The 12,643-nt window shown below is 48.9% G+C and carries 13 protein-coding genes; 4 read left to right on the plus strand and 9 right to left on the minus strand.

The features are described 5' to 3' along the window. Positions 1 to 18 precede the first annotated feature (18 nt). Both PSAB_RS23755 and PSAB_RS23760 read right to left on the minus strand, forming a co-directional pair. Complete coding sequence (locus PSAB_RS23755; RefSeq protein WP_025337055.1) at positions 19 to 1,554, minus strand: spore germination protein; 1,536 nt, start codon at positions 1,552 to 1,554, stop codon at positions 19 to 21. Between the two features lie 7 nt (positions 1,555 to 1,561). Next, complete coding sequence (locus PSAB_RS23760; RefSeq protein ID WP_025337056.1) at positions 1,562 to 2,683, minus strand: GerAB/ArcD/ProY family transporter; 1,122 nt, start codon at positions 2,681 to 2,683, stop codon at positions 1,562 to 1,564. A 136-nt stretch (positions 2,684 to 2,819) separates the two neighbouring features. Between PSAB_RS23760 and PSAB_RS23765 the strand changes: the two genes are divergently transcribed. Then, positions 2,820 to 3,914 carry a GerAB/ArcD/ProY family transporter gene (locus PSAB_RS23765; RefSeq protein WP_025337057.1) on the plus strand — a complete coding sequence of 365 codons (1,095 nt, stop codon included), beginning with the start codon at positions 2,820 to 2,822 and terminating at the stop codon, positions 3,912 to 3,914. A gap of 731 nt (positions 3,915 to 4,645) precedes the next feature. Here the strand turns inward: PSAB_RS23765 and PSAB_RS23770 are convergent. The 4 genes from PSAB_RS23770 to PSAB_RS23785 all read right to left on the minus strand — a co-directional run bounded on the left by PSAB_RS23770 (position 4,646) and on the right by PSAB_RS23785 (position 8,446). Continuing rightward, positions 4,646 to 5,548 (minus strand): aldo/keto reductase, encoded by a 903-nt coding sequence (locus PSAB_RS23770; protein WP_051529818.1) that lies wholly within the window; start codon positions 5,546 to 5,548, stop codon positions 4,646 to 4,648. Positions 5,549 to 5,658: 110 nt separating this feature from the next. Further along, positions 5,659 to 6,297 carry a histidine phosphatase family protein gene (locus tag PSAB_RS23775; RefSeq protein ID WP_038596269.1) on the minus strand — a complete coding sequence of 213 codons (639 nt, stop codon included), beginning with the start codon at positions 6,295 to 6,297 and terminating at the stop codon, positions 5,659 to 5,661. Positions 6,298 to 6,371: 74 nt separating this feature from the next. Then, positions 6,372 to 7,586: a chromate transporter gene (locus tag PSAB_RS23780; RefSeq protein ID WP_025337061.1), complete on the minus strand. Its 1,215-nt coding sequence runs from the start codon at positions 7,584 to 7,586 to the stop codon at positions 6,372 to 6,374. Between the two features lie 125 nt (positions 7,587 to 7,711). Then, a complete protein-coding gene (locus PSAB_RS23785) occupies positions 7,712 to 8,446 on the minus strand; it encodes an aspartate/glutamate racemase family protein (RefSeq protein WP_025337062.1) in 735 nt (244 codons plus the stop codon). A 156-nt stretch (positions 8,447 to 8,602) separates the two neighbouring features. Between PSAB_RS23785 and PSAB_RS23790 the strand changes: the two genes are divergently transcribed. Further along, positions 8,603 to 9,037, plus strand: coding sequence for a MarR family winged helix-turn-helix transcriptional regulator (locus PSAB_RS23790; protein WP_025337063.1), 435 nt, complete (start codon positions 8,603 to 8,605; stop codon positions 9,035 to 9,037). Between the two features lie 56 nt (positions 9,038 to 9,093). Then, complete coding sequence (locus tag PSAB_RS23795) at positions 9,094 to 9,618, plus strand: NAD(P)H-dependent oxidoreductase (protein ID WP_025337064.1); 525 nt, start codon at positions 9,094 to 9,096, stop codon at positions 9,616 to 9,618. A gap of 139 nt (positions 9,619 to 9,757) precedes the next feature. Here the strand turns inward: PSAB_RS23795 and PSAB_RS23800 are convergent, their stop codons facing one another. After that, positions 9,758 to 10,555, minus strand: a complete 798-nt coding sequence (locus tag PSAB_RS23800; protein WP_025337065.1) for an SDR family NAD(P)-dependent oxidoreductase — start codon at positions 10,553 to 10,555, stop codon at positions 9,758 to 9,760. A 219-nt stretch (positions 10,556 to 10,774) separates the two neighbouring features. On the opposite strand from PSAB_RS23800, the gene PSAB_RS23805 reads away from it, so the two are divergent. After that, entirely contained in the window at positions 10,775 to 11,677 is a 903-nt protein-coding gene (locus PSAB_RS23805) for an AraC family transcriptional regulator (protein ID WP_025337066.1), read from the plus strand. 49 nt (positions 11,678 to 11,726) lie between these two features. Here PSAB_RS23805 and PSAB_RS23810 read toward each other — a convergent pair whose 3' ends face one another. Together PSAB_RS23810 and PSAB_RS23815 are read right to left on the minus strand one after the other, a co-directional pair. After that, positions 11,727 to 12,143, minus strand: coding sequence for a VOC family protein (locus PSAB_RS23810; RefSeq protein WP_025337067.1), 417 nt, complete (start codon positions 12,141 to 12,143; stop codon positions 11,727 to 11,729). A gap of 52 nt (positions 12,144 to 12,195) precedes the next feature. After that, the gene (locus tag PSAB_RS23815) at positions 12,196 to 12,585 is read right to left on the minus strand and encodes a VOC family protein (RefSeq protein ID WP_025337068.1); all 390 of its coding nucleotides are present in this window, start codon (positions 12,583 to 12,585) and stop codon (positions 12,196 to 12,198) included. Between the last annotated feature and the right edge of the window lie 58 nt (positions 12,586 to 12,643).

The following is a 12,643-nucleotide window of genomic DNA, read 5'->3' on the forward strand; positions in this document are numbered from 1 at the left end:
CTCCTTTCCTAAGCACGGCTACCCGCCGCGTCTTGGGGGACGCGGCCGTAGTGATCCTTTCATGCGCCGGGGATTGCTCTTGCCGGTCTCGGTCGAGCGGTTGGTCATCCCCCACCAAGGTACGCGTAAGAGAACATCCTTCATATCACTGGCATGAAAGGGAGCCAGCGGCGACAGATAAGGAACGCCGAACGAACGCAGGCGCGCCATATGGATCAGAATAAACAATAAGCCGAGCAGCACGCCATACAGCCCAAGTGTCCCAGCCAGAATCATCATGGGAAACCGCAGCAGCCGGATGGTAATCGCCTGGGAGTAGCTCGGAATAATGAAGGAGGCGATCCCCGTGATGGAGACGATAATGACCATAGGCGCGGATACAATCCCTGCGCTTACGGAAGCTTCGCCAATAACGAGCGCCCCGACAATGCTGACCGCTTGTCCAACTGGGCGGGGCAGGCGTACCCCTGCTTCACGCAGCGCCTCAAATGAAATCTCCATCAGCAGCGCTTCGACAATGGCCGGAAAGGGAACCGATTCACGGGAAGCGGCGGCGCTGAGCAGCAGAGATGTCGGCAGCATCTCCTGATGAAACGTCAGCAGAGCGATGTACAGCGACGGCAGCAGGAGAGCAATGATCAGAAACATATAACGGAGCAGCCGAATGAGCGTCGAGACAACATATCTTTGGTAATAATCCTCGCTGGCCTGCATCATTTCAAAGAAGGTAACGGGAAGAAACAGGGCAAAGGGAGTGGTGTCAATCAGCACCGCGACTTTGCCTTCCAGCAGGTTGGCCACAATCCGGTCGGGGCGCTCCGTGTAGTTAATCTGGGGAAAGATAGAGAACGAGCTGTCCTCGATCAGCTCCTCCACATAGCCGCTCTCCAGAATGGCGTCGATGTCGATCCGGTTCAATCTCTTCCGGACTTCTTCGATGAGCGCCTCATCCGCGATCCCATCCAGATAGGTAATGGCGACATCGGTCTTCGACAATCGCCCCAGCTGGATACCTTCAAACTTCAACTGCGGCGTTCTCAACCTGCGGCGAATTAGAGTGATGTTGGTGACCAGATCTTCCGTAAATCCTTCCCTTGGCCCGCGGATGACGGCTTCGGTAGCCGGCTCCTCAACCGCCCGCATTCCCCAGCCCCTCGCGCTGATATAGAGAGCCTTGTCCACGCCGTCAATCAGCAGCACCGTATCTCCACGCAGAATATGATCTACGACATCTTGAATCTGCCCGCTGGTACTGATCTGCGATGCACTAATAACCTGTTTCCGGAGCAGGCTCTCAAGTCCGGTCAGTGTAAGTCCGGATTTCTGCGTCATTTGCTCGCCATATCTCAGCAAAGGCTCCATAATATCCGTATCCACGATGAGGGTATCCACCATGCCATCCAGGAAAACAATGGCCGCGCCTTGGGAGCCGCCTATTTGAAACTCCCGGAAGATAATGTCGGAGGATCGGTCAAAAATCTTCTTTATCCGGGCTATATCATGTGCAATATTTCCGCTGACTGGCTCGTGATTTGGCGGCGTCACTTGGCCCATTTCCCGTTCACCCTTTCTTAAGATGTACTTCTTCTTTTCCCCCATCCAGTTTCCTGATTTTGGCAACAATCAACATGAGCAGCGGAAGCAGAATAACAAAAGGCAGAGAGAAGAACGGCCAGATCGTGGTAACGAATACAGCATCCTCAACAAGATTTCCATAGGCGGCAATAGAGAAAATAAAGATCAAAACGCCCAGGGGATTAACAACGCAGCGGTAATCCGAAAGCCTGCACCACTGGGCCAGCCCGACTGCGGCGCAATAATAGAGGATTGCGATCTTCGTAAAGCCCGATGAAATCCAGAGCATCATGCCCAGAGTATCCATGTCCGTCAGGAAGCCCAGCTTTTCGATGTACTTGATAAGTTCATGAGTCGGATAATTCATTCTGGCAACGATGGATGGACCGAACACCAGAAGACTGATCAGCACACTTATCGTAAGCAAGCTCCCGCCGAATATAACCGCCAGGATATAAGATTTCTTGACCTTCCGGATATTGCTGATATTGGGCAGCAGCATCGCGAACACGATCGTCTCGCCAAATGGAAGCGAAGCCACCGAGGCCGAGCCCTTAATAACCGGAGGTATTCCCTGCCCCAGAAAAGGCAGCAAATAATTCCATTTGTAATCCGTGACCAGCATCAGAACGATAATCATCACGATCAGTTCGCGAAAGGGCAAAATCAGCTCATTGACCCGGCCAAGCGGTTCAATTCCTCCCCGGACGGCATAGGCGATTACGGCCAGCAAGGACCCGCTTACGATAATGGCGGGTGCCTCCGGCAGCGCGACGGATATGACATAATCGCGAAAGACACCAGTGACGAGCGCCCCCGTGTAACACGGGTACAGCACATACAGCAGGCCGACAGCTTTTCCAATCCATTTTCCCAGTATGATTTCGCTGTACTCAACAATGCTGCGCTCCGGAAACAGAAGGCCCAGCTTCGTAAATAGAAGAACAACCGCTATCCCAATCAGGGTGGCAATAACAATGGTCAGCCAACCGTCCTGTTTGGCAAAGGAAGCCGCACTGGACGGAATGATTACTGCTGAGCTTCCCATCAGAAATGTAAACATCAGAAAACCGGCCTGCTTGGCACTGATCTTTCCCCGGTCCAGCATGATTTGCCCCTCCATTTTCCAAGCATACTTTGCATAGTTTTCCTACTTGCCGTTAAAATAACCGTTTCTTGCAAGGTTTATTTTCCTCTGAACTGCAAATACTGGGTTTATTATTTTTCACGGGAAAGGACAGGACATGGCACAGGAAAAAATCAGCGGGTGGCAGCTGTTCTCCATGATTATTCTGTTTGAAATCGGGACTACGGTACTGTTTGGACTGGGCATGCGGGCCAAGCAGGACGAGTGGCTGGCTATCCTGGCCGCGATGCTCGGGGGACTTGTATTAATGCGGGTATACGCCAAGCTTTGCGAATATTATCCGAACCGGACGCTCGTCCAAATCATTCCGGAGGTCGTCGGAAAATGGATCGGCTATCCGCTGTCGCTGATTTATATCTTGAATTTTGCTTACGAGTCTTCACGGGTGCTTCGGGACTTCGGGGAGCTTATTGTGCAGACGATCTTGAGGGAAACCCCAATACTGGTCATTATGGCCGGATTCATGCTCGGCGTCGTCTATTGTCTGCGAGGCGGGATTGAAGTGCTCGGACGCTTGGGGGAGATCCTGTTTCCGGTGGCCTTCATCGCCCTTGTGACCGGGTGGATTCTCATCTTCACTTCTGAAATCCAACATTTTGAGAATATAGAACCCGTCTTTGAGAAAAATGGGCGGCCGATCTGGAACGCGGTATTTCCCTTTCTTCTTGTGTTTCCGTTCGGCCAAACGCTGCTGTTCATGATGTTTGCCAAAAACCTGAATTCCCGCAACCGTTTCCGAAAAGTCGGGATGGCCGGGATTGTCGCGTCCGGCATTATTTTGTCATTAAATATGATGGGATTAACTTTCGTATTCGGACCGCTCGTTCTGAAAGAAACGGAATTCCCGCTATATACCGCGATAGGAATGGTTGATCTGGGGGATTTTATTATGAATCTGGATGCGTTCGCAATCCTGATGATGGTTCTGGGCGGATTCTTCAAGCTGGGGGCCTTTATGTACGGTACCGTGCTCGGAACCGCGCAGCTGTTCAGACTGGAATCTTACCACACACTGCTTGTACCATGGGGCACGATTATTCTGGCCCTGTCCTTTATCATTGCGTCAACGTATACCCAACATATCTATATCGGCTGGAATATATCCATACCCTATATCTTTTTCCCGCTGTATGTGGTCATCCCCATTCTGCTGTTGATCATTGCCGCTATTCGTAAAATAGGGAGCATCTGAATGAAGGGTGCAACGCAAGAAGAAACGGCTTCGCCGTCCTTTTAAGGACGGAACCGTTTCTCGTAAAAATACAAGGTCTTTTATAAGCGTGAAACTTATAAATTCTGCTATTATAAAAAAGTTAAGAAGCCAACAAGTCTTCCGGTTATTGGAGACTTGCTGGCTTTTGCTTTTCTATTGGGCAATTCCTCCATCAAACCAAGTTAGGAATTAGGGCAATCGCTCTAACATCAAGGGACAGGTCTGGTTGGTTATGATTTTAGTTCAGCATTATTGCAAAACAGCTAAAGTGCAGCTTTTTTCGATCAAAATCGTTTTTTCTCAAACATAACCTGCAATTATACAGGGATTTGAGACTGTTCTGACTGAATTTGAGGCGGATCGGAGAAAAACCTGTATTTCCGTAGGCATGTTATACATAGCTATTCTCAGGCGATCAAAAGATGCAGAATTTCAGGTTTTCTGCATTATTTACTTCCCCCCCTAAATTAAAGAAGGATCACCCGCTTCCATTCGGGCGGCCCCATCCACCTACGTAAATCCCACCTACCTGAATCCCACCCAAGAAGAAACGCCTGACGGCGTCTTTCAAGACGCAAGTGCGTTTCTCGTAGAAATTCAAGGTTGGTTATAAGCGTGAAACCTATAAATTCTTGTATTTCAAAAAAGGGCCGCTCCCCGGCAGAGTGTTCTACCACGGGAGCAGCCCTTCTATAACGATTACCCGGCATTTACCACAGCGTATACCCTGCTTCCACAAGGACTTTGTACCACTGCTCTTTGGTCAGCTCAGGGCCTTCTGCCGATCTTATGGCCCGCTCAATCCGCTCCTTGTTTCCGGTGCCCAGGACAATGACCGGATTGGACGAGTGCTTGAAGATCCATTTGTAGACGACCTCGTCGAGATGCTCCAGCCCAAGCTCCTGCCGAATCGTTTCGAGAACGTTATGCATCTTCTCCTCAAACGCATTAGTCGGTTTAAAGATTCGTCCACCCGCCAGAGGCGACCAAATCATCGGGGATATTCCTTCTTTCAGGCAATGGGTCATGGCCCCGTTCTGGTAATTCTGGATGCCCAGCGGATGCAGCATAAACTGATTGGTGACAAACGGAACGTCCGAATATTTTTGCAATGTGTCAAATTCAAGCGGACTGTGGTTGGACAAGCCGAAATACTTGACCTTCCCCTCGCTCTGAAGCTGAAGCAGCGTTTCATTAAGCTCGCGCGGATCGATCAGCAGATCAAACATGTGGATGAGCAGAATGTCAATATAACCGCATTGAAGCTTGTCCAGAGAGTCGTTAACCTGCGTCAGAATATATTCTTTATCCGTGTTGAAATAACGAGTCTTGATATGCGGGTTCCGGGCATTCGGCACACTGATTGCGCATTTGGTCACGATTTCAATCTGCTCCCGCAGCGACGGCTTCAGCTGAAGGGCTTCTCCGAACAGCCCTTCGTTTCGATGATCGCCGCCGTAAATATCGGCATGGTCAAACGTGGTAATTCCCCGTTCAATACACCACTCGATAAACTCGACTACCTGCTCGGCACTTAAATTCCAGTCATTCATTCTCATGCATCCAATGACCAGTTTGGAAATGGAAAGCTGCTCGTTTAATTGAATTTTCAACACAGTCACCCACCTTGTACCTAAGATATAACAAGCTAAATCCGCTCTCATTATACCTTATCAGGAAAGCGATTACTTTAAGATTTCTCAGGTTTGTATGTTTGACTTTCTCATCGCGCACTTAGCAGCTCGGCTAACGAGATCCGGCCTGCAACTTCGTAGCCGCGGCCCTGCCCTTTCGGTTTCACTACAACGGTGCCCAGGTTGGGGATCTCGTCCAGCCCGACCCCTTTAGGGAAACTGTGAGCAACGATGACTTGGTTCGTGCCTAAGGGCGGCGTTTTCTCGAGTATCGAAGTCAGGGCAGCCAATGCCGCTTCCCGCTCGGAAGGGGTGACGTCACCGCTTAAGCGGTAAATTCTGATCCAAAATGGGTCGATTTGCACATTTTCTTCGCCAAAAGCCAGTTCCGCCGTTTCCCTTGTACGGCATAACGGTCCTGCCAGAACCGGAGATTGAACAGGGATGTGCAGTCTGCGAATCGCCTCTCCAAAAGCTTCAGCTTGTCTTCGGCCTTCTCCTGAAAGATTTCTCTGCGTGGAACAATCCCCTAGTTCAAGATTGGGCTGGTCTTCTCCTGCGGTTGCTTCGCCATGCCTGACATACAGAATATATCCGCCTTGACGAAGCGAATCCAGCAGCGACGGGTTCACTGGCCCGGCTTGGGGAGCACATTCCGTTGCCCCTACAGTTTGTGCCGGAATTATCAGGAGAACACAAAGAATACTCAAATATACGAGCCTTTTCAAAAATTCCACTCTCCTCTCGCTGGGTACCAATTTCAACCTCTAGTATGCACAAGGAGAGGAAATAAAAACGGGTGTTACATCAATCCCAGCAGCAGGCCACCAGCAGCGCCGGTCAGTACAACCGTCCAGGGCGGAAGCCTCCAAAAGACAAGCATAATAAACAAAATGACCGCCAGGGCAAAATCCATCGGTTCCAGGATAGCGGTAGTCCACAGCGGATCGTACAGAGCCGCCAGCAAAATGCCGACCACAGCCGCGTTGATTCCCGTCAATGCTCCCTGGATATTCGGACTCTTTCGGATCCCGTTCCAGAACGGGAGAGCGCCGATAATGAGAAGAAAGGCGGGCAGGAATATGCCGAGCGTGGCGACCGCCGCACCAGTAATCCCTCCGGCCATAGCCCCAAGATAAGCCGCAAAGGTAAACAGCGGACCCGGCACCGCCTGAGCTGCCCCGTAACCTGCCAGGAAATCTTCCGGGCTGACCCATCCGGCCGGAACGACCTCCCGTTCCAGCAGCGGGAGCACAACATGACCTCCGCCGAACACCAGTGAACCGGAACGGTAAAAGCTGTCAAACATCGCGAGCCAGTCCATTCTCCCCGGCGTTCTGAGAAGCGGGAGCGCTACAAGCAGGAAGGAAAATAAAGCCAGACAGCAGACGGCAACGGTTCGGCTGATCCCAATCTGAAGGTCCGCCCCTCCCGGCGCGGCATTCTTGCGATACAGCCACAAGCCGGCAGTCCCCGCAGCAGCAATGATCAGCACTTGGCTGTAGGCGGTATGCCAGGATAGCGCCACCGCCGCGGCAGCGGCGGCGATGGTCACTCTCCCCCGGTCGGGCGTAAGCTTCTGCCCCATCCCGAGAATGGCTTGGGCAACAATTGCGACCGCTACGATCTTCAGCCCGTGAATCCACCCGGCGCCCGCGATATCGTAACCTTGAAGCAAGAAGGCAAACGCTACTAACGCAATGACTGACGGCAGAGTGAAGCCCAGCCACGCGACGAGACCTCCCAGCAGCCCCGCTCTTACTACGCCGATGCCGATTCCGACCTGGCTGCTGGCGGGACCGGGGAGGAACTGGCACAGCGCGACAAGATCGGCGTAGCTGCGCTCATCCATCCATTTGCGGCGGCGGATGTACTCATGATGAAAGTAGCCCAGATGGGCGATCGGGCCCCCGAATGAGGTGAATCCAAGCCTGGTTGAAACCTTTAGCACTTCCAGAAGTGCCGAGGCTCTGCCCTGCCCAGCCCCTTTCGGCGCCTCCTGCCGATTTGTTTCCATAGTCGGAATACTCCTTTCTCATATCAAAAGTCGATTCTATTCTATGTGATATGCCATAGCTTAACCAGAGCATTTACAGAAATTTTACAAACGATTTTCACTTCAACGGTTAGCCTGCGCCTGTCTCAATTTCCCCTTACTGGTACAGCAGCCCCTTCGTTGTCGTCCTCTCTTATCGCAAATTCAACGGCAGATTCGGCATGAAGTCTTGTTGTATCATACATCGGGATGCTGCAGCCCTGTTGCGAGATAAGCAGGGTTATTTCCGTACATCCAAGAATGACAGCCTCAGCTCCCTGCTGGATCAGACTATCAATGATCTTCAAGTAAGATTGCCTGGACCTTGCGTCAATGATTCCTAAGCAAAGCTCCTGATAAATGATGTCATGTACAATCCTTCGATCCGCTTCATTAGGAACCACAACCTCAAGCCCAAACCTTTCGATGAGTCTTCCCTTGTAAAAATCCTGCTCCATGGTAAAAGCAGTCCCCAGCAAGGCGACTTTCTTTATTCCATCATTCACAATTTCACTTGCGGTTGCATCAGCGATATGAAGTAAGGGGATGGATACCGATTCTTCCACTTCCATCGCCATCTTGTGCATCGTATTCGTGCATATGACGATGAAATCGGCTCCGCCTGCTTCAAGCTTTCGTGCCGAATCAATCATGATTTGTGTGGCTTCTTTCCATCTCCCATGATGCTGAAGAGTCTTGATTTCATGAAAGTCTACCGAATACATCAGACTTTTTGCGGAATGATGCCCCCCTAGCTTTTCTTTTACCCGTTGATTGATGATCTGGTAATAGAGCAATGATGATTCCCAACTCATTCCACCGATAAGACCTATTGTTTTCATAAGTAAACTCCTTAACTGCTAGTTTTACCCTATCTTCGCACAAACAGTTATGGATTTCACGCTGGCGGGGATCATGATTTCCCATCTGCCAAGAGTTGACTGCTGCATTCATCCGTGTTAATTTGTATATGCAAATGAAAAAAGGGACTGAAGAATGTGAATGAAGAAGAACAAGTATTAATGCATTGTCTATATTTCACAGCCAGCCGTTTTGCCCGGAACATCACTAAATTGGCGGAACGCACGTTTGATTTCGGCAATCTGGCTCCTTCTTATTTTTACATGATCATGATCGTTAAATTTCATCCGGGAATCACGCAGAAAGAGCTGTGCCACAAGCTGTCGATCGCTCCTTCCACGAGTACGAGGTTTATCGACAAGCTCGAAGGCTTAAAGCTGGTAATCAGAAAAATAGACGGCAAACAGACCTTCATCTCTTTAACCGAAGAGGGAGAGCACGTGTACCTTAAGTTTCGAAGCTCTTTAAAAGACTTATTTGAAGGCTACTCTCAAATTCTAGGACGCGAATTCAGCCTGGACTTAAGTAAAATGCTGCACGAAGCAAGCAATAAGCTGGAGGACGAATCTTAAATTTTTTTACCCTTTCATTTGCATATACAAATAAAAACTTCAAAGGAGAAATGGGCATGAAAACTTTAGTGATTGTAGCGCATCCGAATATGGCGAATTCTGTGGTCAACAAAATGTGGGTGGACCGGCTTCATCAGGAAGAGGACATCACGGTCCATGATCTATATGCGGCATACCCGGACAAACAAATCAACGTGGAACGCGAGCAGCAATTATTGCTGGAGCATGAACGGATTGTGTTTCAATTCCCGCTTTACTGGTACAGCAGTCCTTCCTTGCTGAAGGAATGGCAGGATGTGGTGCTCACTTACGGCTGGGCTTACGGATCGCAAGGAACGAAATTGCATGGAAAAGGGTTTGGTCTGGCGATGTCGACAGGGGGACCGGAAGCCGCCTATCAAGCGGGAGGGTACAATCATTACAGCTTGAGCGAGCTGACCAAACCGTTCCAGGCTATGGCGAACCTGACGGGAATGCGCTTCCTGCCCACCTTTGCTGCCCAAGGCGTACGGGTGCTAAACAATGAACAGCTTCGGGAAAGCGCAGAGGCTCTGGTCCGTCATTTAAAAACATCATTTTAGAGGCGTATCCCAAGCTGAAAATTATAAACGGATTCCATGCAAAGACCCCTCACTACTTAATTGTAGATGAAGGGGTTTTTATTATCGGAAATTACCTTCAGATAGGGCCGCAGCAAGCAACTCGGCCGGGTGTACTGTGTTAATCTTTCAGTTGGACTTTTTGGTTATTCTTAGAATTTCCTGCATAATCAAAAAGTGGTTCGCTAAGTTTGAATTCAAAGTTTTCTCTGTCCACTCTACCAACAGTCATGTTGCTATCATAAAGCTGCAAGAGAAAATTGGCCATTTCATCGCTTGTATGGTATTTACTAAACACGTTGTCATAGTCATACTCGCTCGTATTGTTGGCCACTTGTCCAAATTCGGTTTTGGTAGCCGCTGGTGCCAATACTTTAGCTTGTAATTTTGCATTGGCGGCTTTCAGTTCATGGGCCAATCCCTCGGTAAACGCACTGACATAAAACTTGGTAGCACAGTAGGTAACGGCAGTTGGCACGATTGTGTATCCACCAGCTGAAGATATATTGATTAATTGTGCACCCTCCACGTCTTTATAATCACGTACATACAAGGACGAAAAGATCGTTAGGGCTTCCACGTTTAGCCGCAGCATGGTTTCAATCTTGTCCAAGTCTTGACCGGACACACTCTCATAGTTACCGAAACCTGCATTATTAATCCATGTTTCGATTTCGTACGAATTTAACTCTCGATAGAGTTGATGGACGTTTTGACTGACGGATACATCCACTGCTTTTATCACAATATCCAGCTCAGGAGCTTCCTGCAAAATTTCTCTTTTCAGTTCGTTCAGATTGTGTTCACGGCGAGCAACAAGTATGATATTTTTCTTGCGTTTTGCGAAAGCCTTAGCTGTCGCGTAACCAATACCAGCGCTTGCTCCGGTAATAACTGTATATTTCCCTTCTGTACCCATCTTAATCTTCCCCTTTCACTTGGCATACTGACCCCTAACCTAAATTGATCATAATAAAGTGATGGATCAGCTTCGGTATCCTTATTATGTAACAAATGAAAAGGCGACCGCTAACCCATTCTGCTCAAATGATTGCCTAATCCTCTCACAATCATTTACGTTACGGACGAATATGAATTATGATGGAACTATCAAGGATGGAGGAACGAGGAGGATCTTATGTCTGAACGAATATATAAACAGCAGGATGAGCTTGCCAAACTCATTGAACGTTATTCAGGCCGGGACGGTGTTCACGCGACTGCTATTCCGTCTTTATTTTTCACTCGTCGATCTAAAGTTACTGGATCAAATTTTGCAGTTTACAATCCTTCCTTTTGCATTGTCGTTCAGGGTGTGAAGGAGGTATTGCTGGGACAAGAGCGCTTTATTTACGGTCCTACCGATTACCTTGTTGCATCCGTTGATCTGCCAGTTACCGGACAAGTCATGGAAGCCTCTTCCCAAGTTCCGTATTTGTCTCTCAAACTTGAATTTACTCCGGGTCAAATCTTAGAAATTTTAAGCGATTCTGAAGTTCGAATTGACCCGAAAGAAAACGCTAAGCGAGGTATGTTTGTCAGCCGGATGGAATTATCTTTGTTGGATGCGGTCATCAGGTTAGCTCGTTTGCTAGACAATCCTAAGGATATCCCGGTACTTGCTCCTCTCATCACGAAGGAAATTCTCTATAGGGTTCTGCAAGAACAGCATGGGGCCACGCTGGAACAAATTGCAATAGAAGGAAGCAGTACCAAACGAATCAGAGACGTTATCGAACATATCATGAATAACTATGATACGTCTTTTCGGATTGAGGAGCTTTCGGAAATAGCGAATATGAGTGTTTCTTCGCTTCATAGACATTTTAAAGAGGTAACCGCTATGAGTCCAATTCAGTTTCAAAAACAACTGAGGCTGCAGGAAGCGCGGCGTCTGTTATTATCCGAGTCAACAGATGCCGCGGATGTCGCATTCCGGGTAGGCTATGAAAGTCCGTCGCAATTCAGCCGTGAATATTCCCGAATGTTTGGTTTTTCACCTATACAAGATATAAAGCGCCTGAGGACAATAAACGTATGAATCCCCTGTTTGGGCGGAGGTTCAAATGCTTGCGCGAAAGGGGCCCCGCCTATTCTCTCTCCCCGCAGATCATCAATTTATTGCCGTCCGGGTCTTTCACGACGAACCAATGGTTGTTCTCGATTTCGGTCACAAACTCCGCGCCAAGCTCTTTTAAATAGTCAAAGGAACCTTGCAGATTGCCCGTCATCAGCATAAAGGCAGGGGTCTCGATGGACGGAGGTCCGCCCGGTTTGTCCCCTCCCCACATTGGCATCATATCCAGCAGGATACCCGTTCCTTCCATCGGCAGCGGGCATAAGTGGCCAAAGAGAATTTCACAGTCTGCTTCATTTAGACCAAGTACCTTGCAGTACCAGCTCCGGGCCCTCTCGATATCCTTAACCGGCACAAACACACTTCCGATCTTGCTCTTGATTGGGCTGCTGGGCTTCGAAGCTTCCTGACCTTGCGGTTGTTCGTTCATTGTTTCCCCTCCATTAATTTTTGTTGAAACGCTTTCAAATACATAAATCAGTTTATTTGGCTCCTGAACCAAAACCAATCACATAGCCGTCAGGGTCTTTAACCGAGAATTCCTTCCACAATCCCCAATCAAATTCGCTGACCTTCGGTTCCTCCACAATCATTGCACCATTCGCCCTGAATTCCTCATATAAGACATCTAAAGCAGCAATGGACTCGGTGTATGCGTAAGTATTCCAGGTGCCTGTATTAGGCCGAACATCGTTAGGGTCGTCTGCCTGAATCAATTTAAAGCCTAAACCGAAATCATCTCTAACGGCCCACCATTCCGTAGTTTCACAGCCTAATGCATTTTGATAATAGGACTTGGATCGCTCCAGATCAGACACCAATAGAACGGTAAGGCTGCTTTCGATTTTCCCTTTGGCTTGCTGGTTCAGCATCTATACACCACCATTTCGCAAGGTATTTTTCACCATCATACCAAACGAATGTTCCCTT

The organism is Paenibacillus sabinae T27, from assembly GCF_000612505.1.
Taxonomy (GTDB): Bacteria; Bacillota; Bacilli; order Paenibacillales; family Paenibacillaceae; genus Paenibacillus_AQ; species Paenibacillus_AQ sabinae.

What these genes read in the sequence shown, in the direction of transcription:
- PSAB_RS23755 (WP_025337055.1), bottom strand. Translation starts at nt 1,554, where the DNA reads ATGGGCCAAGTGACGCCGCCAAATCACGAGCCAGTCAGCGGAAATATT.
- PSAB_RS23760 (WP_025337056.1), bottom strand. Translation starts at nt 2,683, where the DNA reads ATGCTGGACCGGGGAAAGATCAGTGCCAAGCAGGCCGGTTTTCTGATG.
- PSAB_RS23765 (WP_025337057.1), top strand. Translation starts at nt 2,820, where the DNA reads ATGGCACAGGAAAAAATCAGCGGGTGGCAGCTGTTCTCCATGATTATT.
- PSAB_RS23780 (WP_025337061.1), bottom strand. Translation starts at nt 7,586, where the DNA reads ATGGAAACAAATCGGCAGGAGGCGCCGAAAGGGGCTGGGCAGGGCAGA.
- PSAB_RS23785 (WP_025337062.1), bottom strand. Translation starts at nt 8,446, where the DNA reads ATGAAAACAATAGGTCTTATCGGTGGAATGAGTTGGGAATCATCATTG.
- PSAB_RS23795 (WP_025337064.1), top strand. Translation starts at nt 9,094, where the DNA reads ATGAAAACTTTAGTGATTGTAGCGCATCCGAATATGGCGAATTCTGTG.
- PSAB_RS23800 (WP_025337065.1), bottom strand. Translation starts at nt 10,555, where the DNA reads ATGGGTACAGAAGGGAAATATACAGTTATTACCGGAGCAAGCGCTGGT.
- PSAB_RS23805 (WP_025337066.1), top strand. Translation starts at nt 10,775, where the DNA reads ATGTCTGAACGAATATATAAACAGCAGGATGAGCTTGCCAAACTCATT.
- PSAB_RS23810 (WP_025337067.1), bottom strand. Translation starts at nt 12,143, where the DNA reads ATGAACGAACAACCGCAAGGTCAGGAAGCTTCGAAGCCCAGCAGCCCA.
- PSAB_RS23815 (WP_025337068.1), bottom strand. Translation starts at nt 12,585, where the DNA reads ATGCTGAACCAGCAAGCCAAAGGGAAAATCGAAAGCAGCCTTACCGTT.